General features: G+C 60.9%; 18 protein-coding genes. 10 read left to right on the top strand and 8 right to left on the bottom strand.

Annotated features, from left to right (window positions below; genetic code table 11):
- Nucleotides 1–199 precede the first annotated feature (199 nt).
- The gene (zigA, locus tag J5M57_RS15250) at nt 200–1,405 is read left to right on the top strand and encodes a zinc metallochaperone GTPase ZigA (protein ID WP_207848640.1); all 1,206 of its coding nucleotides are present in this window, start codon (nt 200–202) and stop codon (nt 1,403–1,405) included.
- Complete coding sequence (locus tag J5M57_RS15245; RefSeq protein ID WP_207848639.1) at nt 1,405–2,055, top strand: DUF1826 domain-containing protein; 651 nt, start codon at nt 1,405–1,407, stop codon at nt 2,053–2,055. Before zigA ends, J5M57_RS15245 begins: the two co-directional genes overlap by 1 nt.
- Nucleotides 2,056–2,066: 11 nt before the next feature.
- Here J5M57_RS15245 and J5M57_RS15240 read toward each other — a convergent pair whose 3' ends face one another.
- Nucleotides 2,067–2,423: an NADH:ubiquinone oxidoreductase gene (locus J5M57_RS15240; RefSeq protein ID WP_207848638.1), complete on the bottom strand. Its 357-nt coding sequence runs from the start codon at nt 2,421–2,423 to the stop codon at nt 2,067–2,069.
- Between the two features lie 28 nt (nt 2,424–2,451).
- Here J5M57_RS15240 and J5M57_RS15235 point away from each other — a divergent pair, with 28 nt between their 5' ends.
- Entirely contained in the window at nt 2,452–3,423 is a 972-nt protein-coding gene (locus J5M57_RS15235) for a CobW-like GTP-binding protein (protein WP_207848637.1), read from the top strand.
- Between the two features lies 1 nt (nt 3,424).
- On the opposite strand, the gene J5M57_RS15230 is transcribed toward J5M57_RS15235, so the two are convergent.
- A complete protein-coding gene (locus J5M57_RS15230; protein WP_064589885.1) occupies nt 3,425–3,838 on the bottom strand; it encodes a DUF3301 domain-containing protein in 414 nt (137 codons plus the stop codon).
- A gap of 117 nt (nt 3,839–3,955) precedes the next feature.
- On the opposite strand from J5M57_RS15230, the gene pdxY reads away from it, so the two are divergent.
- Nucleotides 3,956–4,828, top strand: coding sequence for a pyridoxal kinase PdxY (gene pdxY, locus J5M57_RS15225; protein ID WP_064589884.1), 873 nt, complete (start codon nt 3,956–3,958; stop codon nt 4,826–4,828).
- A 93-nt stretch (nt 4,829–4,921) separates the two neighbouring features.
- Here the strand turns inward: pdxY and J5M57_RS15220 are convergent, their stop codons facing one another.
- Nucleotides 4,922–5,404 carry an acyl-CoA thioesterase gene (locus J5M57_RS15220; protein WP_003229693.1) on the bottom strand — a complete coding sequence of 161 codons (483 nt, stop codon included), beginning with the start codon at nt 5,402–5,404 and terminating at the stop codon, nt 4,922–4,924.
- 284 nt (nt 5,405–5,688) lie between these two features.
- On the opposite strand from J5M57_RS15220, the gene J5M57_RS15215 reads away from it, so the two are divergent.
- Nucleotides 5,689–7,452 (top strand): cation:proton antiporter, encoded by a 1,764-nt coding sequence (locus J5M57_RS15215; protein ID WP_064589883.1) that lies wholly within the window; start codon nt 5,689–5,691, stop codon nt 7,450–7,452.
- Nucleotides 7,453–7,473: 21 nt separating this feature from the next.
- Here the strand turns inward: J5M57_RS15215 and J5M57_RS15210 are convergent, their stop codons facing one another.
- The 4 genes from J5M57_RS15210 to uvrD all read right to left on the bottom strand — a co-directional run bounded on the left by J5M57_RS15210 (nt 7,474) and on the right by uvrD (nt 11,833).
- On the bottom strand, nt 7,474–7,881 hold the full coding sequence (locus tag J5M57_RS15210; RefSeq protein WP_047596914.1) for an SMI1/KNR4 family protein: 408 nt from the start codon (nt 7,879–7,881) through the stop codon (nt 7,474–7,476).
- 135 nt (nt 7,882–8,016) lie between these two features.
- Complete coding sequence (locus J5M57_RS15205) at nt 8,017–8,892, bottom strand: Tim44 domain-containing protein (protein ID WP_064589882.1); 876 nt, start codon at nt 8,890–8,892, stop codon at nt 8,017–8,019.
- Between the two features lie 175 nt (nt 8,893–9,067).
- Nucleotides 9,068–9,508, bottom strand: a complete 441-nt coding sequence (locus J5M57_RS15200) for an EamA family transporter (protein WP_064589881.1) — start codon at nt 9,506–9,508, stop codon at nt 9,068–9,070.
- A 141-nt stretch (nt 9,509–9,649) separates the two neighbouring features.
- Nucleotides 9,650–11,833 carry a DNA helicase II gene (uvrD, locus tag J5M57_RS15195; protein WP_003229685.1) on the bottom strand — a complete coding sequence of 728 codons (2,184 nt, stop codon included), beginning with the start codon at nt 11,831–11,833 and terminating at the stop codon, nt 9,650–9,652.
- 201 nt (nt 11,834–12,034) lie between these two features.
- On the opposite strand from uvrD, the gene J5M57_RS15190 reads away from it, so the two are divergent.
- From J5M57_RS15190 to J5M57_RS15180, 3 genes are all read left to right on the top strand, one after another.
- A complete protein-coding gene (locus J5M57_RS15190) occupies nt 12,035–14,965 on the top strand; it encodes a GGDEF domain-containing phosphodiesterase (RefSeq protein WP_207848636.1) in 2,931 nt (976 codons plus the stop codon).
- Between the two features lie 127 nt (nt 14,966–15,092).
- Complete coding sequence (gene hexR, locus J5M57_RS15185) at nt 15,093–15,959, top strand: transcriptional regulator HexR (protein WP_007962240.1); 867 nt, start codon at nt 15,093–15,095, stop codon at nt 15,957–15,959.
- Nucleotides 15,960–16,171: 212 nt separating this feature from the next.
- Entirely contained in the window at nt 16,172–16,384 is a 213-nt protein-coding gene (locus J5M57_RS15180; RefSeq protein WP_207848635.1) for a hypothetical protein, read from the top strand.
- Here J5M57_RS15180 and J5M57_RS15175 read toward each other — a convergent pair.
- Nucleotides 16,326–17,288: a LysR family transcriptional regulator gene (locus J5M57_RS15175; RefSeq protein WP_207848634.1), complete on the bottom strand. Its 963-nt coding sequence runs from the start codon at nt 17,286–17,288 to the stop codon at nt 16,326–16,328. The genes J5M57_RS15180 and J5M57_RS15175 overlap by 59 nt on opposite strands.
- 190 nt (nt 17,289–17,478) lie before the next feature.
- Between J5M57_RS15175 and J5M57_RS15170 the strand changes: the two genes are divergently transcribed.
- Entirely contained in the window at nt 17,479–18,894 is a 1,416-nt protein-coding gene (locus J5M57_RS15170) for an acetyl-CoA carboxylase biotin carboxylase subunit (protein WP_025112637.1), read from the top strand.
- 11 nt (nt 18,895–18,905) lie between these two features.
- Complete coding sequence (gene oadA, locus J5M57_RS15165; protein ID WP_169842892.1) at nt 18,906–20,714, top strand: sodium-extruding oxaloacetate decarboxylase subunit alpha; 1,809 nt, start codon at nt 18,906–18,908, stop codon at nt 20,712–20,714.
- Nucleotides 20,715–20,736 lie beyond the last annotated feature (22 nt).

The raw sequence follows: 20,736 nt of genomic DNA, 5'->3' as shown, positions 1-20,736 counted from the left end.
GCTCTTTATCGGCTTGGGCAAGGGCGGGGCTGGCTTATTTGTATTGTTATACTATAACATAAAATTGAATTGAGCCTGCCCTCGCCGATTTCTGGCGTCTGCTTCCACGACAACATTGTTTTGAAGCCTAAGAACGCGGTGCGTTACGCCAATACCCGGCGTAAACACCCATCGGCCACTCCCTGAAGAGGATTATCCAATGTCATCGCCACTTCCCGTGACCGTTCTTTCGGGCTTTCTCGGTGCCGGAAAAAGTACACTTTTGAATTACGTACTACGTAATCGAGAGGGCTTGCGCGTCGCGGTCATCGTTAACGATATGAGCGAAATCAATATTGATGGCAGCGAAGTTCAGCGCGATGTCAGCCTGAACCGTGCTGAAGAAAAACTGGTGGAGATGAGCAACGGTTGTATCTGCTGTACGTTACGCGAGGACCTGCTGGAAGAAGTCAGCAAACTGGCCCGCGAAGGCCGTTTCGATTATCTGCTCATCGAATCCACCGGCATTTCCGAACCGCTGCCGGTCGCGGAAACATTCACCTTCCGCGATGAACAGGGCCAGAGCCTCGCTGACGTTGCGCGCCTCGACACCATGGTGACGGTAGTCGATGGGATGAACTTCCTCCTCGACTACCAGGCGGCCGAGAGCCTCGCTTCCCGGGGAGAGACCTTGGGAGAGGAAGACGAACGCTCGATTACCGACCTGTTGATCGAGCAAATCGAGTTCGCCGACGTCCTGCTGATCAGCAAGATCGACCTTATCAGCCGCCAGGACCGTGACGAGCTGACAGCAATCCTCAAGCGCCTTAATGCCCAAGCGGAAATCATTCCGATGGTGATGGGCGAAGTACCGCTGGAGAAGATCCTCAACACCGGCCGTTTCGATTTCGACAAGGCCGCTCAGGCTCCGGGCTGGCTGCAGGAGTTGCGCGGTGAACATGTGCCGGAAACTACCGAGTACGGCATTGCTTCCACGGCTTACCGCGCCCGCCGACCGTTCCACCCGCAGCGCTTCTACCACTTCATCGACCGCCCATGGACGAACGGTAAATTGCTGCGCTCCAAAGGTTTCTTCTGGCTCGCCAGCAAGGCCACGGAGGCGGGCAGTTGGTCGCAGGCTGGCGGCCTGATGCGCCACGGTTTCGCAGGGCGCTGGTGGCGTTTCGTCCCGAAAGACCAATGGCCGCAGGATCAGGAAAGTACGGCAGCGATCATGAAAAACTGGACACCGAGCGTCGGAGATTGCCGTCAGGAACTGGTGTTCATTGGTCAGAACATCGATTTCCTACAGCTCACTGCCGAGCTCGACTCCTGCTTGCTGACAGATGCGGAAATGGCCGTCGGCGCCGAAGGCTGGCGCATGCTGCCGGACCCCTTCGGCCCTTGGCACGATGAGGCTGCCTGATGCTTGCGCTCAAACTCCAGCAAAACCGCGTGCGCAATCAGTACCAGGGTGTGACACCGAAAACGCTGACGCGAATCCTTGAGGACGACGTCAACCTCGCGGTCTGGCAGCGCCAATTGCCCTTGCACATCGCTGATTTCGCAGAGTTGCTGCTGTCGCTCAATGATCCCCTGGCGGAATCGCTCTGCATCGAATTGCCGGATGAAGACGCCGATCCCGACCTCGGCGCACTGGCTGCCGGGTTTCGTGATCTGGAAGGCTACGAAGGCTTTATCGCCGATCTGCAATGGCTGGTCAGTGCCTTCGCTTGCCTGTTGGGCGCGCGCCGCGTTGGCCTGCGTCTGCGGGTACTGGATAAGGCCATGTGCCCGCGTTTTCATGTCGATCATGTGCCGGTGCGCTTGATCACAACCTACGGCGGGATCGGCAGTCAGTGGCTCAAGGAAGGGGTGATGGATCGCGAGCAATTGGGTCAGGCAAACGCCGAACCACGGGACATGGCGAACATCCAGCAACTGCAGAGCGGTGACGTGGCGCTATTGAAAGGTGAGAAGTGGCACGGCAACGAAGGCTTCGGCCTGATTCATCGTTCTCCGCAACCGGCAGCGGGCGAACAACGCCTGCTGCTGACCCTCGATTGGCTCGGCTGACGGCTCAAGGCTCAAGGCTTGAGCCACTTGCCCTGGCTCTGGCCTTCGCAATACGGCCGCAAATACACCGTGTCGGAGGCGACCCCGTAATAGTGGATATCCTGGCGATAGGGCATATTGGCAACTTGCGCGTTACTGCACACGCCGAACGCGCCGCTGGGGCATTGATCGGCATACTGCACATCGACGTTCTGCCCGGCCAGGGTCGGTTTGCAGAAGCCATCGCTGAACAGTTTCTCGGGGATATTGCGGTTCTGCTGGCAGACCTTGACGTCGAGCCGCTCGCCCTGGCTGTGCACAACGCAGGCTTGAGCCAAGGCTTCGCTCGACAGCAGCATCAACAGCAACGACCATCCCATCCAACGCATGTCCAATCCCCTCAGAAAACGCCTAGCCATGTTGCAGAACATTCCTACTCATGTGATCGCCGGCCCTTTGGGCGCCGGCAAGACCAGCCTGATTCGCCAGCTCATGGCGCAACGGCCGGAAGGTGAGCGCTGGGCGGTGCTGATCAACGAATTCGGCCAGATCGGCCTCGACGCCGCACTGCTGACCCGCGACAGCGATGGTATCGCACTGGGCGAGGTCGCCGGGGGCTGCTTGTGTTGCGTCAATGGCGCACCGTTCCAGATCGGCCTCGGCCGTTTATTGCGTAAAGCCCGGCCGGATCGACTGTTCATCGAGCCGTCCGGTTTGGGCCATCCGGCGCAGTTGCTCAAGCAGTTGAGTGAAGCACCATGGCTGGGTGTACTCGCGGTACAGCCTTGTGTGTTGGTGCTGGACGCCCAGGCGCTTGCGGCCGGGAAGTCTTTGCCGGCCGCTCAGCAGGACGCTCTGGCCAGTGCCGGTCTGCTGTTGCTGAACAAGGCCGAAAGTCTGGGTGACGCGGTGAGGCAGGCCATCGCCGAGCGCCTGCCACCAGTCACGTTGATTTGGACGCAACAAGCGCAATTGCCTTTGCGCGCGTTGCCAGGTGTGGCGGCGCAAGCGGTTGCGGGTGTGGATAACTTCGTCGAGCCCAAGGGGTTGGGGTCGATCCCGGCACTCTGGAGTGACCCGGCCGTGCCGATTTGCCTGAGTCAGGCGCAGGAGGGTGGCTGGAGCATCGGCTGGCGTTGGCACCCGGGCCAGACGTTCGATACGCAACGCGTGAGCGAATGGCTGCGAGCCCTGAATTGGCGGCGGGCCAAACTGGTTATCCACAGCGCCGAGGGTTGGGTTTCGGCCAACGCTCTGGATAACGCCGGGCTCCAGTGGCAGCTCAGCGAATGGCGCCGGGATTCACGTATCGAGCTGATCTTCACCGATCCGCAGAATGTCGATGATTTGCAGGCAGGCCTGGCGCATTGCCGGGTTCAAGCGGATTAGTTTATGGCTTCCACTTGTTGTGTTCCTGGCGCCACTGGCTCAACTCGATCACTTCGGCCCGTGGGCGACTGACTTCGACCACCGGCGGCGTCTCGTCGAACGGGGCCGGGTAGGGCGCCAGTTCGATCTGCGCACTGTGCGCGCCAAACTGGGTGATGGTGCCGTTGTGGCGGGTTTCGCCGGTCACGGTGAACTCGAAGTTGTAGACCCGGGCCAGACGCCGCCGACCGCTGGCATCCTTGATCAAGCCGATTTTTTTCAACGCGACGTTACCGTCCAGCAGCTCGACGCCGACGTTGATGCAATGCTGCTTGACCCGCTCCAGCGCCCGTTCGCGCAAGCCGTGGTTGTGCCATAGCCACGCACCGGCAGCGGCGAACAGCATCAGCACGAAGATGTTTTCAAGGGTCAGCATCAACAGGAAACTCCAAAAGATAAGCCCAGCTTAACTGCGTCGCCGGTCTGTCGTACAGGCTGTGTTTCGTCGCATACTGCGCGGCTTGAATTTCAATCGTTTTACGGAATAACCCGAATGAAACGTACGCCTCATCTGCTCGCCATTCAGTCCCATGTGGTCTTCGGCCACGCCGGCAACAGCGCCGCGGTTTTTCCGATGCAGCGGGTCGGGGTGAACGTCTGGCCGCTCAACACCGTGCAGTTTTCCAATCACACCCAGTACGGGCAATGGGCCGGTGAGGTGCTGGCGCCGCACCAGATTCCCGAGCTGGTCGAAGGCATTGCTGCCATCGGCGAGCTGGGCAACTGCGACGCAGTGCTTTCCGGTTATCTGGGCAGCGCGGCGCAGGGCCGGGCGATTCTTAGTGGCGTCGAGCGCATCAAGGCAGTCAATCCAAAGGCCTTGTACCTGTGCGATCCGGTGATGGGTCATCCGGAAAAAGGCTGCAGTGTGCCGGCCGAAGTCAGCGACTTCCTGCTGGAAGAGGCGGCGGCGGTGGCGGACATCATGTGCCCGAACCAGCTGGAACTGGACAGCTTCTCCGGACGCAAGCCGCAGTCGCTGTTCGACTGCCTGGCGATGGCCCGGGCGCTGCTGGCGCGCGGCCCGAAAGCGGTGTTGGTCAAGCATCTGGATTATCCGGGCAAGCCGGCGGAGGGTTTCGAGATGTTGTTGGTGACCGCCGATGAAAGCTGGCACCTGCGCCGTCCGCTGCTGGCGTTTCCGCGTCAGCCGGTGGGCGTGGGCGATCTGACGTCCGGCCTGTTCCTGGCGCGGGTGCTGCTGGGTGACAGTCTGGTGGCGGCGTTCGAGTTCACCGCAGCGGCGGTGCATGAAGTGCTGCTGGAGACCCAGGCGTGTGCCAGTTATGAGCTGCAACTGGTGCGGGCGCAGGATCGCATTGCGCATCCGCGGGTGAAGTTCGAGGCGACGGCGATCAGTCTGTAATCGCGTTATCGTTCAAAAGATCGCAGCGTTCGGCAGCTCCTGCAGGGTTACAAGTTCCCTTTTAGGCGCTGCCGAAGGCGGCGATCTTTTGCTTTAAGCGTCGCCCTTGATCTCCTGATAACGCTTCTCCAGCTCCTGACGAATCTGCCGGCGTTGCTGGGCCTGCATGTAGCGGCGCTTGTCTTCGCTGTTCTGCGGTTGCAGCGGCGGCACGGCGGCCGGTTTGCGCTGGTCATCCACCGCGACCATGGTGAAGAAGCAGCTGTTGGTATGGCGCACCGAGCGCTCGCGGATGTTTTCGGTCACCACTTTGATGCCGACTTCCATTGAGGTGTTGCCGGTGTAGTTGACCGACGCCAGGAAGGTCACCAGTTCGCCGACATGGATCGGCTCGCGGAAAATCACCTGATCCACCGACAGCGTCACCACGTAGCGGCCGGCATAGCGGCTCGCGCAGGCGTAGGCCACTTCGTCGAGGTATTTGAGCAGGGTACCGCCGTGGACATTGCCAGAGAAGTTGGCCATGTCGGGGGTCATCAGTACCGTCATCGACAGTTGGGCGTTTCCGGGTTCCATAACGTTCTCACGGATCAAGGCTGGGGTGGCTGGAAGCACCTCTGCGGGTGCCTGGTCGCTTTTTCAAAAGCACCGTTATCGGGACGCCAGGCGACTGGCTGTCGTCACGCCGGGATCGATCTGTTTCCTTATATTGCACCGCCTTCCAGCCGCAAGTCGCGGTGTTAACCTGCAAAAGGCCCTGCCCAAGGCCAATTCCCACACAAAAAGCGGATTTTTTACCCTGCTTGCTCAGACCTTTCTGATGTCTGACGGCGGGTCACGTCATACAAGGAGCCCACACCATGCATGCCATCAGCTTTATTCAGGACCTGGCAGTGATCATGTTGGTCGCAGGTGTGGTCACCGTACTGTTTCACCGCTTCAAGCAGCCGGTGGTGCTCGGTTACATCGTCGCCGGTTTCATCATCGGCCCGCACACCCCGCCGTTCGGCCTGATCCACGACGAAGAAACCATCAAGACCCTCGCCGAGCTGGGGGTGATCTTCCTGATGTTCTGCCTCGGGCTGGAGTTCAGCCTGCGCAAGTTGTTCAAGGTCGGCGCCACGGCGTTTATCGCGGCGTTCCTCGAGATCGTGCTGATGATCTGGATCGGCTACGAGATTGGCCGCTGGTTCGACTGGAACACCATGGACTCGCTGTTCCTCGGCGCGATCCTGGCAATCTCCTCGACCACCATCATCGTCAAGGCGCTCAATGACCTGAAGATGAAGAACGAGCGCTTTGCCCAACTGATCTTCGGTGTGCTGATCGTCGAGGATATCCTCGGCATCGGCATCATCGCCTTGCTGTCGAGCATCGCCGTCAGCGGCACGGTCAGTTCGGGCGAAGTGTTTTCCACGGTCGGCAAGCTGTCGTTGTTCATGATTGTCGCGCTGGTTGTCGGCATTCTGTTGGTGCCGCGCCTGCTGGCGTATGTCGCCAAATTCGAAAGCAACGAGATGCTGCTGATCACCGTGCTCGGCCTGTGTTTCGGCTTCTGCCTGCTGGTGGTCAAGCTCGAATACAGCATGGTGCTCGGCGCTTTCCTGATCGGCGCGATCATGGCTGAATCGCGGCAGCTGCTGAAAATCGAGCGCTTGATCGAGCCGGTTCGCGATCTGTTCAGTGCAATCTTTTTCGTCGCGATCGGGTTGATGCTCGATCCGATGATCCTGCTGCAATACGCCTGGCCGATTGCCGTTATCACCGTGGCCGTGGTGCTCGGCAAGATGTTGTCCTGCGGCCTCGGTGCCTTTATCGCCGGCAATGACGGACGCACCTCACTGCGCGTAGGGATGGGGCTGTCACAGATTGGCGAATTTTCCTTCATCATCGCTGCGCTCGGAATGACGCTGCAGGTCACCAGCAACTTCCTGTACCCGGTGGCGGTGGCGGTATCGGTGATCACCACCCTGCTGACGCCGTACCTGATCCGTGCGGCCGATCCACTGTCGATCAAACTCTCTGCCGCCGTGCCCAAGCGCCTGGGGCGGGTGTTAGGGATGTATGGCGAATGGCTGCGCAGCATCCAGCCGCAAGGCGAGGGCGCGATGCTGGCGGCGATGATTCGGCGGATCCTGTTGCAGGTCGGGGTCAACCTGGCGCTGGTGATCGCGATTTTCTTCAGCGGTGCGTTTTTTGCCGGTCGGCTGTCGGTGTGGATGCAGGACTGGATCGGCGATCCGAGCTGGCAGAAAGCACTGATCTGGGGCGGGGCGCTGCTGCTGTCGCTGCCGTTTCTGATCGCGGCGTATCGCAAGCTCAAGGCGCTGTCGATGTTGCTGGCGGAGATGGGCGTGAAGCCGGAGATGGCCGGGCGGCACACGCAGCGAGTGCGCCGGGTGATCTCCGAAGTGATCCCGATCCTCTCGCTGCTGGTGATTTTCCTGCTGTTGGCAGCCTTGTCGGCCAGTATTCTGCCGACCAACAAGTTGCTGGTGCTGATCGCCGTGGTCGCGGCCGCCGTGGCGGCGCTGCTCTGGCGCTGGTTCATCCGCGTGCACACGCGGATGCAGGTGGCCCTGCTGGAGACCCTCGACAACCACAAGGAGTCGTCGGGGCATTGACCACCCGGGGCGTTGGGCGGATCAGCTTTCCAGCCAGACGTCCCGCGCCCAGTGCCACACCGATTCCCAGGATTCTTCGGTGATCAGCTCTTCTTCGCCGGACCACAGCACCACCGTGCCGTCTTCTTCGACGCAGTAGTAGTTGTCGCCGTCCTGGCAAATCGGGATCAGGTCACGCGGTACGCCGATGTCCCACGCATTGGCCGCGACATCCGGCAGGTAGGTGTGCGATTGCGGGTCGGTAACGGTCACCGGCTCGAGGCTGCCGTAAACCACGTCGCTGACAGTCAGCAGAAACTCTTTGAAGACGAACGGGATGTTGATGAAGAGTTCTTCTTCGATCTCCACCAACTGGTCTTCGTCAGGCAATTCCAGGGGAACCGGTACGGGTTCGTTGGCTTCGCGCAGTTGTTCGATGATTTCTTCCACGTCCGGGATCCTCTTGCTTGAATGGCGCGGTTTATATGGGCCGGTTTATACAGTAGCTCGCTATAGATGCAACCGTGAAATAGAAAACCCCAGCCGAGGCTGGGGTTTTATTACCGCATGCGCAGTGCAGAGGGATCAGCCGTTCTGGCGGATACCGGCGACCAGCCAAGGCTGGTTCTCGCCCTGGGGACGTTCCATGTTCCAGCTTTCGCTGAACACTTCGCCCTGGTCGAAGCGCGAAGTCTTCGACACGCCGCTGAAGGTCAGGGTGGCGATGGTCTTGTCGGCACGATCATCCACGCCGTCCAGCTGCACTTGCAGGTTGTCGATGTAGGTCGACTGGAAGCCGTCGCCCAGGTCCGCACGCTCACGCTTGAGGAACTCGAGCATTTGCGGGGTCACGAACTCGGCGATCTTGTCCATTTCGTTGGCGTCCCAGTGCTGCTGCAGCGACTGGAAGTGGCTGCGCGCAGCGGCGAGGAAGTTCTGTTCGTTGAACCAGGCTGGCGCGTTGATTACCGGACGAGCGGCAACCGGAGCAGCCGAACCACCGAAGATCGAGCCCATGGCAGCAGGCTTCTGCTCGAACACTTCACGCTGCATCGGCGCGCCGGCCGGAGCCAGATGCTCCTGCTGCTTGCGTCGACGGGCGGCGATGAAGCGGAAGATCACGAACGCGATCACGGCCATGATCAGGATGTCGAAGATCTGCATGCCCTGGAAGCCGCCGCCCATGAACATGGACGCGAGCAGGCCACCGGCGGCGATACCGGCCAGCGGGCCGAGCCATTTCGAAGCGCCGCCAGCCTTGGCAGCGGCACCGGCAGCGCCGGCAGCACCTGCGGTCGCTGCTGCGCCGCCCATGCCTGGGGAAGAAGGAGCCATCTGGCTGGTCTGGTGCGTCGGCGCAGCGCCGGCGCTTTTGCCACCACCGAAGCGCTTGGCGTTGGCGTCGAGGCTCATCGTCAGGCCGATGCACAACGCCATGGCGATGCTAAGAAAACGTTTCATAAAGGGAATTCCCGTTTGTGGAGACACGCGCGCCATGTTGCACAGCTGAAGTGTTACTGGCTAGCGAGAGAGTGTTTCGGGCTTTTGCCTGACAGGTTACGTTCAGCTCGGTCGAGGCAATAAGGCTATGTACTTTTGTCTGTAGGAAAATGGGATAGGTTCAGCAAGAAATGGCTTAGCGACGAAACGCCAGCATCACCACACCGGCTGTGATCAGGCCGATGCCGCCCCATTGGCGCATGTCGAGTTTCTCGCCCAACAGGATCACGCCGAGCACCGCCACCAGCACTACGCTGAGCTTGTCCACGGGCGCGACCAGCGAAGCGGGGCCGACTTTCAATGCACGGAAATAGCACAGCCACGACGCGCCGGTACCCAGACCGGACAACAGCAGGAACAGGTAGCTCCTGGCGGAAATCGATCCCAAGGACTGATATTGGCCCGTGGCATACAAAATCAAGGCCAGACTGACCAGGACCACGATGGTGCGCAGCAGGGTGGCGAAGTCGGAATTGACGTTTTCAATGCCGACCTTGGCGAAGATCGCCGTCAGCGCGGCGAAAGTCGCCGAGAGCAGGGCCCAGAATGTCCACGAAGAAAAGAAGCCTGAGCCCATGGATATGTCCTTGTTAGATCATCCAACGCCGACCCCTGTGGGAGCGAGCTTGCTCGCGAAAGCCACACTGCGGTTTAGCAGATCAACCACGGTGATGTCATTCGCGAGCAGGCTCGCTCCCACAGAAAAGCGAAACCGGCGTCAGATCGCTTCCAGCTTCGCGTACCCGAGCATCAGCCACTTGCTGCCTTCACTGAAATTCACCTGCACCCGCGCCTGCGCGCCGGCCCCTTCGAAGTTCAGGATCACACCATCGCCGAAGATCGAGTGACGCACCGCCTGGCCGAGGCTGAAGCCGGTTTCCGGAATCTCGCTGCCACTGAACAGGTTGCTGCCGCTCATCGACTGGTTGCCGCCGAACGGTCGGCTGACGCTGTTCGACAGACGTACTTCCTGAATCAAGCCTTTCGGCACTTCACGGACGAAACGCGAGACCTTGTTGTAGGTTTCGCTGCCGTACAGGCGTCGGGTTTCAGCATAGGTCATCACCAGATTCTGCATGGCCCGGGTGATGCCGACGTAGGCCAGACGGCGTTCTTCTTCAAGGCGACCCGGTTCTTCCAGGCTCATCTTGTGCGGGAACAGGCCTTCTTCCATGCCCACCAGGAACACGTAAGGGAATTCCAGACCTTTGGCGCTGTGCAGGGTCATCAACTGAATGCTGTCTTCGTGCTCGTCGGCCTGGGTATCACCGGCTTCCAGCGAAGCGTGGCCGAGGAACGCCGCCAGTGGCGTCAGCTCTTCGTCTTCTTCGGTGTTCTCGAAGTTGCGCGCGGCGCTGACCAGTTCCTCAAGGTTTTCCACCCGGGCCTGGCCTTTCTCGCCTTTTTCCGCTTCGTGATAAGCGATCAGCCCCGATTGCTCGATGACAGTCTGGGTCATCAAGTGCAGCGGCATCTCCATGCACTTGGCGGCGAGGTTCTCGATCAGTTCGATAAACGCACCCAGCGCACCGGCGGCGCGACCGGTCAGGCCTTTATTGGCGACCAGCTGGCGCATCGCTTCCCACATCGACACATCGCTGTGGCGTGCATGGTCGCGGATCGCTTCGACGGTTTTTTCGCCAATGCCACGGGCCGGCACGTTGATCACCCGCTCCAGCGCGGCATCGTTGCCGCGACCTTCGAGCAGACGCAGGTAGGCCATGGCGTTCTTGATTTCGGCACGCTCGAAGAAGCGCTGGCCGCCATAGATGCGGTATGGAATGCGTTCGCGCAGCAACGCTTCCTCGAGAACGCGTGATTGGGCGTTGGAGCGGTAGAGAATCGCGATATCGCTGCGGGCAAGGCCGGTTTTCAGCGCACTTTCGATGGTTTCGACAACATAGCGCGCTTCATCATGTTCGTTGAACGCGGCATACAGGTTGATCGCTTCGCCGTCGCCGCCGTCGGTCCACAGCTCTTTGCCCAGACGCCCGGTGTTGTTGGCGATCAGGGCGTTGGCCGCCTTGAGGATGCCGGCGGTGGAGCGGTAGTTCTGCTCCAGACGAATGGTCACCGAATCCGGGAAGTCGGACGAATACTGATGAATGTTCTCGATTTTCGCGCCGCGCCAGCCGTAGATCGACTGGTCGTCGTCGCCGACTACCATCAGGCTGTCGCCGCCCTTGCCGAGCAGACGCAACCAGGCGTACTGCACGGCGTTGGTGTCCTGGAACTCGTCCACCAGAATGTGCCGAAAGCGCTTTTGATAATGCGCCAGCAGGCCCGGGTGATCGCGCCACAGGTCGAGGGCGCGCAGCAGCAGTTCGGAGAAATCGATGACACCGGCGCGCTGGCAGGCAGCCTCGTAGGCCTCATAGATGCCGCGCATGGTGGCCAGGTACAAATCGCCGCTGGCCTGAATGTGTTGCGGACGCAGACCTTCGTCTTTCTGCCCGTTGATGAACCACTGGGCCTGACGGGCAGGCCAGCGTTGTTCGTCCAGCCCCAGCTCGCGGATCACCCGCTTGACCAGGCGTTGCTGGTCGTCGCTGTCGAGAATCTGGAAGGTCTGGCTCAGACCCGCTTCCTGCCAGTGCGCCCGCAGCAAGCGGTGCGCCAGGCCGTGGAAGGTGCCGACCCACATGCCGGCCGGGTTGATACCCAGCAACTGCTCGATGCGGTGACGCATCTCGGCAGCGGCCTTGTTGGTGAAGGTCACCGACAGAATGGAGTGGGGCGAGGCGTTTTCGACCTGGATCAACCAGGCGATACGGTGCACCAGCACTCGGGTTTTACCGGAGCCGGCACCGGCCAGGACCAACTGACGGCCAACGGGGGCTGCTACGGCCTGACGTTGGGCATCGTTGAGGGAGTTCAGCAGAAGGGAGAGATCATCGCGCATCGGGGCATTCTAGGGTGCGCCGCAGGCCCGGGCAAACCGAGCTTTGCATTAGCCGATGAAAGTGCTGCCGATGACGACCGGTCGGTCACTGGCTACAGGCGTCGGCCCGTCTCGCTTTGCGGGTTTTGCCGGTGATCGGGCGGGCAAACGTTTCCTGCAATTTGTGATCTGGAGCAGTTTGGCAACGGGGTCGGCTTGTGTATGCTCCGTCCACGTTTCGGGCCCATGCTCACTCTTATAAGAACAAAAACATTGCAAAAGACCCTCAGCTCAGACCTGTCGGGCCCCTCTGTGGAACCCCGGGTCATCCGCAAGCATTACGCCACCGAAATGGCGGTTGAACGCACGCGCCTGCTGTATCAGGGCTCGCTGCTGCCCACGTTGTTCATGTTACTCAATGGTCTGGTCTGCGCCGGTTTGCTCTGGAGTCCGCAGCGCTATTTCGTGGTCAGCATCTGGCTGGTCTGGTTGTTGTCGCTGGTGGCGCTGCGGGTGATTCAGGTTGCGGCGTTCGATTCGGCGATTCCCGACCGTCAGGCCCAGCCGATCTGGTTCCGCATGTTCCTGCTCGGCTCGACCATGACCGGCCTGACCCTGGCCGGCGCCGGCATCGCGCTGGTGCCCGCTGACAACTTCATGCAGCAAGCCTGGGTGTTCGGCCTGATCGGCGCCGCGACGCTGTCGGCCAGTGTTGCCTACGCCGTCAGCCTGCCGGCGTTTCTGTCCTTTACCTTGCCGTGCCTGCTGCCGGCGATCGGTTACCTGTTCTGGGGCGGTGACGAGCAGGCGCGTGGCTGGGGCTGGCTGGGCCTGATCCTGCTCGGCTCGCTGAGCGTGGTGGCGTGGCAGGTCAACCGGTTGATTGATCGCGGGTTGTTGCGGCGCTTTCAGAATCAGCACCTGATCGAGCATTTACAGCAGGCTCAGAGCTGCAGCGAGCAGCTCAATCAGGCGCTGGGCAAAGAGGTCGAGCAACGGCGATGTGCCGAAAGTGCATTGCGCGAGGCGCAGGTCGAGCTGGAAGACCGGGTGGCGCAGCGCAGCCGCGAACTGGACGTGGCCAACCAAGCGCTGAGCAAAAGCGAAGCCCGGCTGGCCCTGGCATTGAAGGCCAGCGAACTGGGGCTGTGGGACTGGAACCTGCAAACCGACGAAGTCCACCACACGCAGATCCAGGAACTGTTCGGCCTCGCGCCGGAATACGTCACGGCGATCCTGCGCGACCTCAAACCACGCCTGCACCCCGAAGACGTGCCGCCGCTCAAGCAGGCGCTGATCGAGCACTTGAAGGGCCGCACCGAGGACTATCAGATCGAATACCGCGTGCGTCATGGCGACGGCCATTGGGTGTGGATCGAGGATCGCGGCCGCGCCGTGGAGCGCAGTGACAATGGGCGGGTGATTCGCATGGTCGGCACCCGGCGCGACATCAGCGTCAGCAAAAGTCTCGAAGAACAACAGCGGCTGGCGGCCACGGTGTTTGAAGCAGCCAGCGAAGGCATCGTCATTCTCGACCCGAACTATGCGTTGATCGCGATCAATCAGGCGTTCAGCCGGGTCACCGGTTATGACATTGAAGACATGCTCGGGCGCAATGTCGTCGAACTGCCGTGCAGCCGTGATGCGCGGCGGCACTATGTCTCGATCCGCCACGCGCTGGAGCAGCACGGCAGCTGGCAGGGCGAGCTGGTCGAGACCCGCAAGAACGGCGAGCTGTATCCGCAGTGGCTGCAGCTCAACGCGGTGCGTGACAGTCGGGGAAATGTCAGTCATATCGTCGGCTTCTTCGCCGATCTTTCAGCGCGGCGCGAATCCGAAGAACGCATGCGCTACCTGACCCACTACGATGAACTCACCGGGCTGGCCAACCGCTCGCTGTTCCGCGAGCGCCTGCACGAGGCCCATCAGCGCGTGCGTCAGGGCGGACGCCGCAGCCTGGCGTTGCTGCACATCAATCTGGATCGTTTCAAGTTGCTCAACGACAGCCTCGGTCACGAGGTGGCGGATCAGTTGCTGCAGAAAATGGCTCGGCGCCTGGTCAACGCGTTGCCGGAGGCCGACACCATCGCCCGACTGTCCGGCGACGAGTTTGCCGTGCTGTTCGATGCCTACGGCAACCTGTCGAGCCTGGCGCGGGTCGCGACGCGGCTGTCGAGCAAGCTACGCCTGCCACTGACAGTCGAAGGGCATGAGCTGGTGGTCAGTGCCTCGATGGGTATCAGCATGCTGCCGGACAACGCCCGGGAGATTTCCGCACTGGTCAGTCAGTCGAACATGGCCATGCAACACGCCAAGCATCTGGGCGGCAACAATTTCCAGTTCTACACCGACAGCCTGCAGGCCAGCACCCTTGAGCGCTTGCAGTTGGAAAACCAACTGCGCAAAGCCATCGAGGACAAACAGCTCAAGGTGTTCTACCAACCGAAGCTCTGCCTGCAGACCGGACGTCTGAATGCGGCGGAAGCGCTGGTGCGTTGGGATCATCCGACCATGGGTCGGGTGCCACCGGGGGATTTCATCGGTCTGGCCGAGGAAACCGGATTGATCGGGCCGATCGGCGAGTTCGTGTTGCGCCAAGCCTGCTGGCAGGCGTGCGAATGGCAGCGTCAGGGGCTGGCGCCGATTCGCGTATCGGTGAACCTGTCGGTGCATCAACTGCGTCAGGGCAAACTGGTCAGTCTGGTGCGTCAGGTGCTGGAAGAAACCGGTCTGGCGCCGCACTACCTCGAGCTGGAACTCACCGAAAGCCAGTTGCTCGACAGCGTCGAACACATCATCGCGACCTTCCAGCAACTGCGTGATCTGGGGGTGAAACTGGCGATCGATGATTTCGGCACCGGCTATTCGTCACTGAGTTACCTCAAGCGCATCCCGGTGGATTACGTGAAGATCGATCAGGCGTTCATTCGCGGGCTGGGTCAGGGCAGTGAAGATGCGGCCATCACCCGGGCGATCATCGCCATGGCGCATGGGCTGTCGTTGAAAGTGGTAGCCGAAGGGGTCGAGCGTTCCGAGCAGCTGGATTTTCTACGCACCGAGCACTGCGATGAAGTGCAGGGCTATCTGATCAGCCGTCCGGTGGAGGCCGAGCGTCTGGCCGGGCTGTTGCGTGAACAGGGCAATCCGCTTTAAGGGCTACATGCACCCCATCGCGCCTGATATGGGGACATGGAGTTACGCATTGAGCAGGCAAAAAGCCAATTCATGTAGTATAACTACAAGCGTGCTACATCCTTGCCCATAAGAAGAGTCCAGCCCCTTGAATCTGCTGCAACACATCGCCCAGTCACGTCACCTGTTACGCAAGTCGGAGCTCAAGGTCGCCGACCACGTGCTGCTTGACCCTGCGGCCGTGATGCACAGCTCCATGGCCGACCTGGCCCACAGCGTCGGCATCAGCGAGCCGACCATCGTGCGTTTCTGCCGGGCCATCGGCTGTTCCGGTTTTCAGGATCTCAAGCTCAAACTGGCGCAAAGCCTGGCTGCCGGTGCCAGCTTCGGTCAGTTCGCGATCCACGAAGACGACTCGGTCGCCGACTACAGTCTGAAGATTTTCGACACCACGCTGCACACCCTGATGGAAGTGCGCGAGAAGCTCGACCCGGTGGAATTGCAGCGGGCGGTGACGTTGATGTCCCAGGCGCAGCGGGTCGAGTTCTACGGCTTCGGCGCGTCGGGCGCGGTGGCGGCGGATGCGCAGCACAAATTCTTCCGTTTGCTGCTGACGGCGGCGGCGTACTCCGACCCGCACATGCAGGCGATGTCGGCGGTGACCTTGAAGCCGACCGATGTGGCGATCTGCATTTCTCAATCCGGGCGCTCCAAGGACCTGCTGATCACCGCCAACCTCGTTCGCGAGAGCGGCGCATCGTTGATCACCCTGTGCCCGAGCCAGACGCCGTTGGCCGAGCTGTCGACCGTCAACCTGGCGATCGATGTGCACGAAGACACCGAAATCTACACGCCGCTGACCTCGCGCATTGCGCATCTGGTGGTGATCGACGTGCTGGCGATGGGCGTGGCCATGGCGCGCGGGCCGAGCCTGGTCAATCACCTGAAGAGCGTTAAGCGCAGTTTGCGCAGCTTGCGGCTGTCGCCCAAGGCCGTCAAAGCCCTGGATGACTGAGGCCTGGTTTTGTGGCGAGGGAGCTTGCTCCCGATGGGGCGCGCAGCGGCCCTGAAAAGGCCGGGCCTGCTTCGCAGTCCAGCGGGAGCAAGCTCCCTCGCCACACTGACACGCAATCTGCAAAGTTTCATCGCACTGTCATCCTCGCGCAGCCAAACCGTCATCCCTCGCGCCTATCGTGAAACTCCCGTACTCGCCTTGGGAGACTCGAAATGGCTCAGCCCTACGAAGAACGCAACAGCGCCGCGAAAACCCGTCGTCAACAGGAAGACCAGCGCCGCATGGAATTCCGTCGCGCCATCGAAGATCGCTTCGAACTCCGTCAGCTTCAGAGCGAAATTAGCGATTTTCCCGGGGATATCGAACTCAACTACTGGCAAGCCGCATCGGCAGCTTCCCGTCGAAGCGCTCAACCAGTGCGCTGATCTGCACCCGCTCGCTGCGGATAAACGCCAGGAAGGCGTGCGCTACCGGTGACAGCCGCTTGGCTTTGGCTTGCACCAGGCACCAACTGCGAAACAGCGGTAACTCTTCGACCGGCAGCTCGACCAGGCCGCCGGTCGCCAGCTCCAGGTTCAGGGCGTGGCGCGTCAACAGCGCCAGGCCCAGACCCGCCGCCACGCATTCGCGCTGGGCTTCGGCAGACGCCACTTCCTGCGTCTGGGTGAAGTGCACGCGCTTCTCCTTGAAGTATTCCTCGCAGGCCAGTCGCGTGCCCGAACCCGGTTCGCGGATCAGCAGCGTGTAGGGCTCAAGATCCTGCAGGCGCAGCGGCCCCATGTGCGCCAACGGATGGTCCGGGCGCGCCACGGCGACAATCGGATTGTTCAAAAACGGCAGAAATTCCAGGCCCATGTCCTGCGGCACCATCGACATGATCACCAGATCGTCGCGGTTGTCCGAAAGGCGGCGAATCACTTGGCCGCGGTTGACCACGGTCAGTTGCAGGTTCACTTCCGGGTGCTGGCGCTTGAAGGCGGCGAACAGGTGCGGCACGAAGTATTTGGCGCTGGATTCCACCGCCAGCTTCAATTGCCCTTGCAGCGAGCCCTGCATGTCCGACAGCTGCATGTCGAGGTTTTCCAGACGGCCGAAGATGTCCCGGCTGGCGCGCTGCAGAGCTTCGGCGGCCTCGGTCATGTAGAGTTTTTTGCCGACATAATCGAATAATGGCTGGCCGATCAGCTCTTCCAGTTGACGAATCTGTAGGCTGACGGCCGGTTGTGTAAGAGACATTTCATCGGCGGCGCGGCTGTAAGAGCGCAAATCACACACTTCGTTGAAGATCTGCAATTGACGTAATGTCATACGCATCAAGGACTTACGCATTTCTTATAGGCTCTGACGGCAGGCTGATGGTTTAACTATAAGTCTTTACTTATGCCTGACCCAATTTTTATTCATTTTTGTTAATCCCTTGTGGGGGCTAGTGTGGGGCTGCGACTAAATTGAAACATTTAGTCACGCGTCGACCTGGGTCTAGCAGGTCGTGGTGCCACCGGCTCAAGGGAACCTCCAAGTGATAACAAAGATCCTGATCGCCAACCGTGGTGAGATTGCCGTACGAATCGTGCGAGCCTGCGCCGAGATGGGCATTCGCTCGGTTGCGATTTTTTCCGACGCCGACCGCCATGCCTTGCATGTGAAGCGTGCGGACGAAGCCCACAGCATCGGTGCCGAGCCACTGGCCGGCTATCTGAACCCGCGCAAGCTGGTGAACCTGGCGGTGGAAACCGGTTGCGATGCACTGCACCCCGGTTACGGCTTCCTGTCGGAAAACGCTGAGCTGGCAGACATCTGTGCCGAACGCGGCATCAAATTCATCGGCCCGTCGGCGGAAGTCATTCGCCGCATGGGTGACAAGACCGAAGCCCGGCGCAGCATGATCAAGGCCGGTGTGCCGGTCACGCCGGGCACTGAAGGCAACGTTGCGGACATCGAAGAAGCCTTGGCCGAGGGCGACCGTATCGGTTACCCGGTGATGCTCAAGGCCACTTCCGGTGGTGGTGGTCGCGGTATCCGTCGCTGCAACAGCCGCGAAGAGCTCGAGCAGAATTTCCCTCGGGTGATTTCCGAAGCGACCAAGGCCTTCGGTTCGGCAGAAGTGTTCCTGGAAAAATGCATCGTTAACCCCAAGCACATCGAAGCGCAGATTCTCGGCGACAGCTTCGGCAACGTGGTGCACCTGTTCGAGCGTGACTGCTCGATCCAGCGCCGCAACCAGAAGCTCATCGAAATCGCTCCGAGCCCGCAACTGACCCCGGAACAGCGCGCCTACATCGGCGACCTGTCGGTGCGTGCGGCCAAGGCGGTGGGCTACGAGAATGCCGGCACCGTGGAGTTCCTGCTCGCCGAGGGCGAGGTGTACTTCATGGAGATGAACACCCGGGTGCAGGTGGAGCACACCATCACCGAAGAAATCACCGGGATCGACATCGTTCGCGAGCAGATCCGCATCGCCTCCGGCCTGCCGCTGTCGGTGAAGCAGGAAGACATTCAGCACCGCGGTTTCGCGTTGCAGTTCCGCATCAACGCCGAAGACCCGAAAAACAACTTCCTGCCGAGCTTCGGCAAGATCACCCGCTACTACGCTCCCGGCGGTCCGGGCGTGCGCACCGACACGGCGATCTACACCGGTTACACCATTCCGCCGTTCTACGACTCGATGTGCCTGAAACTGGTGGTCTGGGCGCTGACCTGGGAAGAGGCCATGGATCGTGGCCTGCGCGCCCTCGACGACATGCGCCTGCAAGGCGTGAAGACCACCGCCGCGTATTACCAGGAAATCCTGCGCAATCCGGAATTCCGTAGCGGCCAGTTCAATACCAGCTTCGTTGAAAGCCATCCTGAACTGACCAACTACTCGATCAAGCGCAAACCCGAAGAGCTGGCCCTGGCTATCGCCGCCGCCATCGCCGCCCACGCAGGCCTGTGAGGAATATAAGAATGAGCAAGAAGATCTTTGTCACCGACACCATCCTGCGCGACGCTCACCAATCGCTGCTCGCCACCCGCATGCGCACCGAAGACATGCTGCCGATCTGCGACAAGCTCGACAAAGTCGGCTACTGGTCGCTGGAGTGCTGGGGCGGTGCGACGTTCGACGCTTGCGTGCGTTTTCTCAAAGAGGACCCGTGGGAGCGCCTGCGCCAACTGCGCGCCGCGCTGCCTAACACCCGTCTGCAAATGCTCCTGCGCGGGCAGAACCTGCTTGGCTACCGTCACTACAGCGACGATGTGGTCAAAGCGTTCGTCGCCAAGGCTGCGGTCAACGGCATCGACGTATTCCGCATCTTCGATGCGATGAACGACGTGCGTAACCTGCGCGTCGCGATCGAAGCGGTGAAAGCGGCCGGCAAACACGCCCAGGGCACCATCGCCTACACCACCAGCCCGGTGCACACCATCGACGCTTTCGTGGCGCAGGCCAAGCAAATGGAAGCCATGGGTTGCGACTCGGTGGCGATCAAGGACATGGCCGGTCTGCTCACGCCGTACGCCACCGGCGAACTGGTCCGCGCGTTGAAAGCCGAGCAGTCGCTGCCGGTGTTCATCCACTCGCATGACACGGCGGGTCTGGCGGCGATGTGCCAATTGAAAGCCATCGAAAACGGCGCCGACCACATCGACACCGCGATCTCCAGCTTCGCTTCGGGGACCAGCCACCCGGGCACGGAGTCGATGGTTGCTGCGCTCAAGGGCACCGAATACGACACCGGTCTGAACCTTGAACTGCTGCAGGAAATCGGTCTGTACTTCTATGCCGTGCGCAAGAAATACCACCAGTTCGAAAGCGAATTCACCGCCGTCGACACCCGCGTGCAAGTCAACCAGGTGCCAGGCGGGATGATCTCCAACCTCGCCAACCAGTTGAAAGAACAGGGTGCTCTCAACCGCATGGCCGAAGTGCTGGCGGAAATCCCCCGTGTGCGTGAAGACCTCGGCTTCCCGCCGCTGGTGACCCCGACGTCGCAGATCGTCGGCACCCAGGCGTTCTTCAACGTGCTGGCCGGCGAGCGTTACAAGACCATCACCAACGAGGTCAAACTGTACCTGCAGGGCGGCTACGGCAAGGCCCCGGGCGTGGTCAACGAGAAGCTGCGTCGTCAGGCCATCGGCAGCGAAGAGGTCATCGACGTGCGTCCGGCCGATCTGCTCAAGCCGGAAATGACCAAGCTGCGGGCCGACATCGGCGCACTGGCCAAGTCTGAAGAAGACGTGCTGACCTTCGCCATGTTCCCGGACATCGGACGCAAGTTCCTCGAAGAGCGTGCCGCCGGCACCCTCGTGCCGGAAGTGCTGCTGCCGATCCCTGAGGCCGGCGGTGTGGCGAAGGCTGGCGGCGAAGGCGTGCCGACCGAGTTCGTCATCGATGTTCACGGCGAAACCTACCGCGTCGACATCACCGGTGTCGGCGTGAAGGCCGAAGGCAAGCGTCACTTCTACCTGTCCATCGACGGCATGCCGGAAGAAGTGGTGTTCGAACCGCTCAACGAATTTGTCAGCGGTGGCAGCAGCAAGCGCAAGCAAGCGTCGGCCCCGGGCCACGTCAGCACCACCATGCCGGGCAACATCGTTGATGTGCTGGTCAAGGAAGGCGACACCGTCAAGGCCGGCCAGGCTGTGCTGATCACCGAAGCGATGAAGATGGAAACCGAAGTCCAGGCCGCCGTGGCCGGCAAGGTCACCGCCATTCATGTTGCCAAGGGCGACCGGGTCAACCCGGGGGAAATCCTGATCGAGATCGAAGGCTGAGATAACCGCCGCGATTCAACGT

The sequence above is a fragment of the Pseudomonas sp. 86_A genome (genome assembly GCF_017491705.1).
In the GTDB taxonomy this organism is placed as follows: Bacteria; Pseudomonadota; Gammaproteobacteria; order Pseudomonadales; family Pseudomonadaceae; genus Aquipseudomonas; species Aquipseudomonas koreensis.
This window is presented reverse-complemented; position numbering and strand designations above follow the sequence as displayed.

What these genes read in the sequence shown, in the direction of transcription:
- zigA (WP_207848640.1), top strand. Translation starts at nt 200, where the DNA reads ATGTCATCGCCACTTCCCGTGACCGTTCTTTCGGGCTTTCTCGGTGCC.
- J5M57_RS15245 (WP_207848639.1), top strand. Translation starts at nt 1,405, where the DNA reads ATGCTTGCGCTCAAACTCCAGCAAAACCGCGTGCGCAATCAGTACCAG.
- J5M57_RS15240 (WP_207848638.1), bottom strand. Translation starts at nt 2,423, where the DNA reads ATGCGTTGGATGGGATGGTCGTTGCTGTTGATGCTGCTGTCGAGCGAA.
- J5M57_RS15235 (WP_207848637.1), top strand. Translation starts at nt 2,452, where the DNA reads ATGTTGCAGAACATTCCTACTCATGTGATCGCCGGCCCTTTGGGCGCC.
- J5M57_RS15230 (WP_064589885.1), bottom strand. Translation starts at nt 3,838, where the DNA reads ATGCTGACCCTTGAAAACATCTTCGTGCTGATGCTGTTCGCCGCTGCC.
- pdxY (WP_064589884.1), top strand. Translation starts at nt 3,956, where the DNA reads ATGAAACGTACGCCTCATCTGCTCGCCATTCAGTCCCATGTGGTCTTC.
- J5M57_RS15220 (WP_003229693.1), bottom strand. Translation starts at nt 5,404, where the DNA reads ATGGAACCCGGAAACGCCCAACTGTCGATGACGGTACTGATGACCCCC.
- J5M57_RS15215 (WP_064589883.1), top strand. Translation starts at nt 5,689, where the DNA reads ATGCATGCCATCAGCTTTATTCAGGACCTGGCAGTGATCATGTTGGTC.
- J5M57_RS15205 (WP_064589882.1), bottom strand. Translation starts at nt 8,892, where the DNA reads ATGAAACGTTTTCTTAGCATCGCCATGGCGTTGTGCATCGGCCTGACG.
- J5M57_RS15200 (WP_064589881.1), bottom strand. Translation starts at nt 9,508, where the DNA reads ATGGGCTCAGGCTTCTTTTCTTCGTGGACATTCTGGGCCCTGCTCTCG.
- uvrD (WP_003229685.1), bottom strand. Translation starts at nt 11,833, where the DNA reads ATGCGCGATGATCTCTCCCTTCTGCTGAACTCCCTCAACGATGCCCAA.
- J5M57_RS15190 (WP_207848636.1), top strand. Translation starts at nt 12,035, where the DNA reads ATGCTCCGTCCACGTTTCGGGCCCATGCTCACTCTTATAAGAACAAAA.
- J5M57_RS15180 (WP_207848635.1), top strand. Translation starts at nt 16,172, where the DNA reads ATGGCTCAGCCCTACGAAGAACGCAACAGCGCCGCGAAAACCCGTCGT.
- J5M57_RS15175 (WP_207848634.1), bottom strand. Translation starts at nt 17,288, where the DNA reads ATGCGTAAGTCCTTGATGCGTATGACATTACGTCAATTGCAGATCTTC.
- oadA (WP_169842892.1), top strand. Translation starts at nt 18,906, where the DNA reads ATGAGCAAGAAGATCTTTGTCACCGACACCATCCTGCGCGACGCTCAC.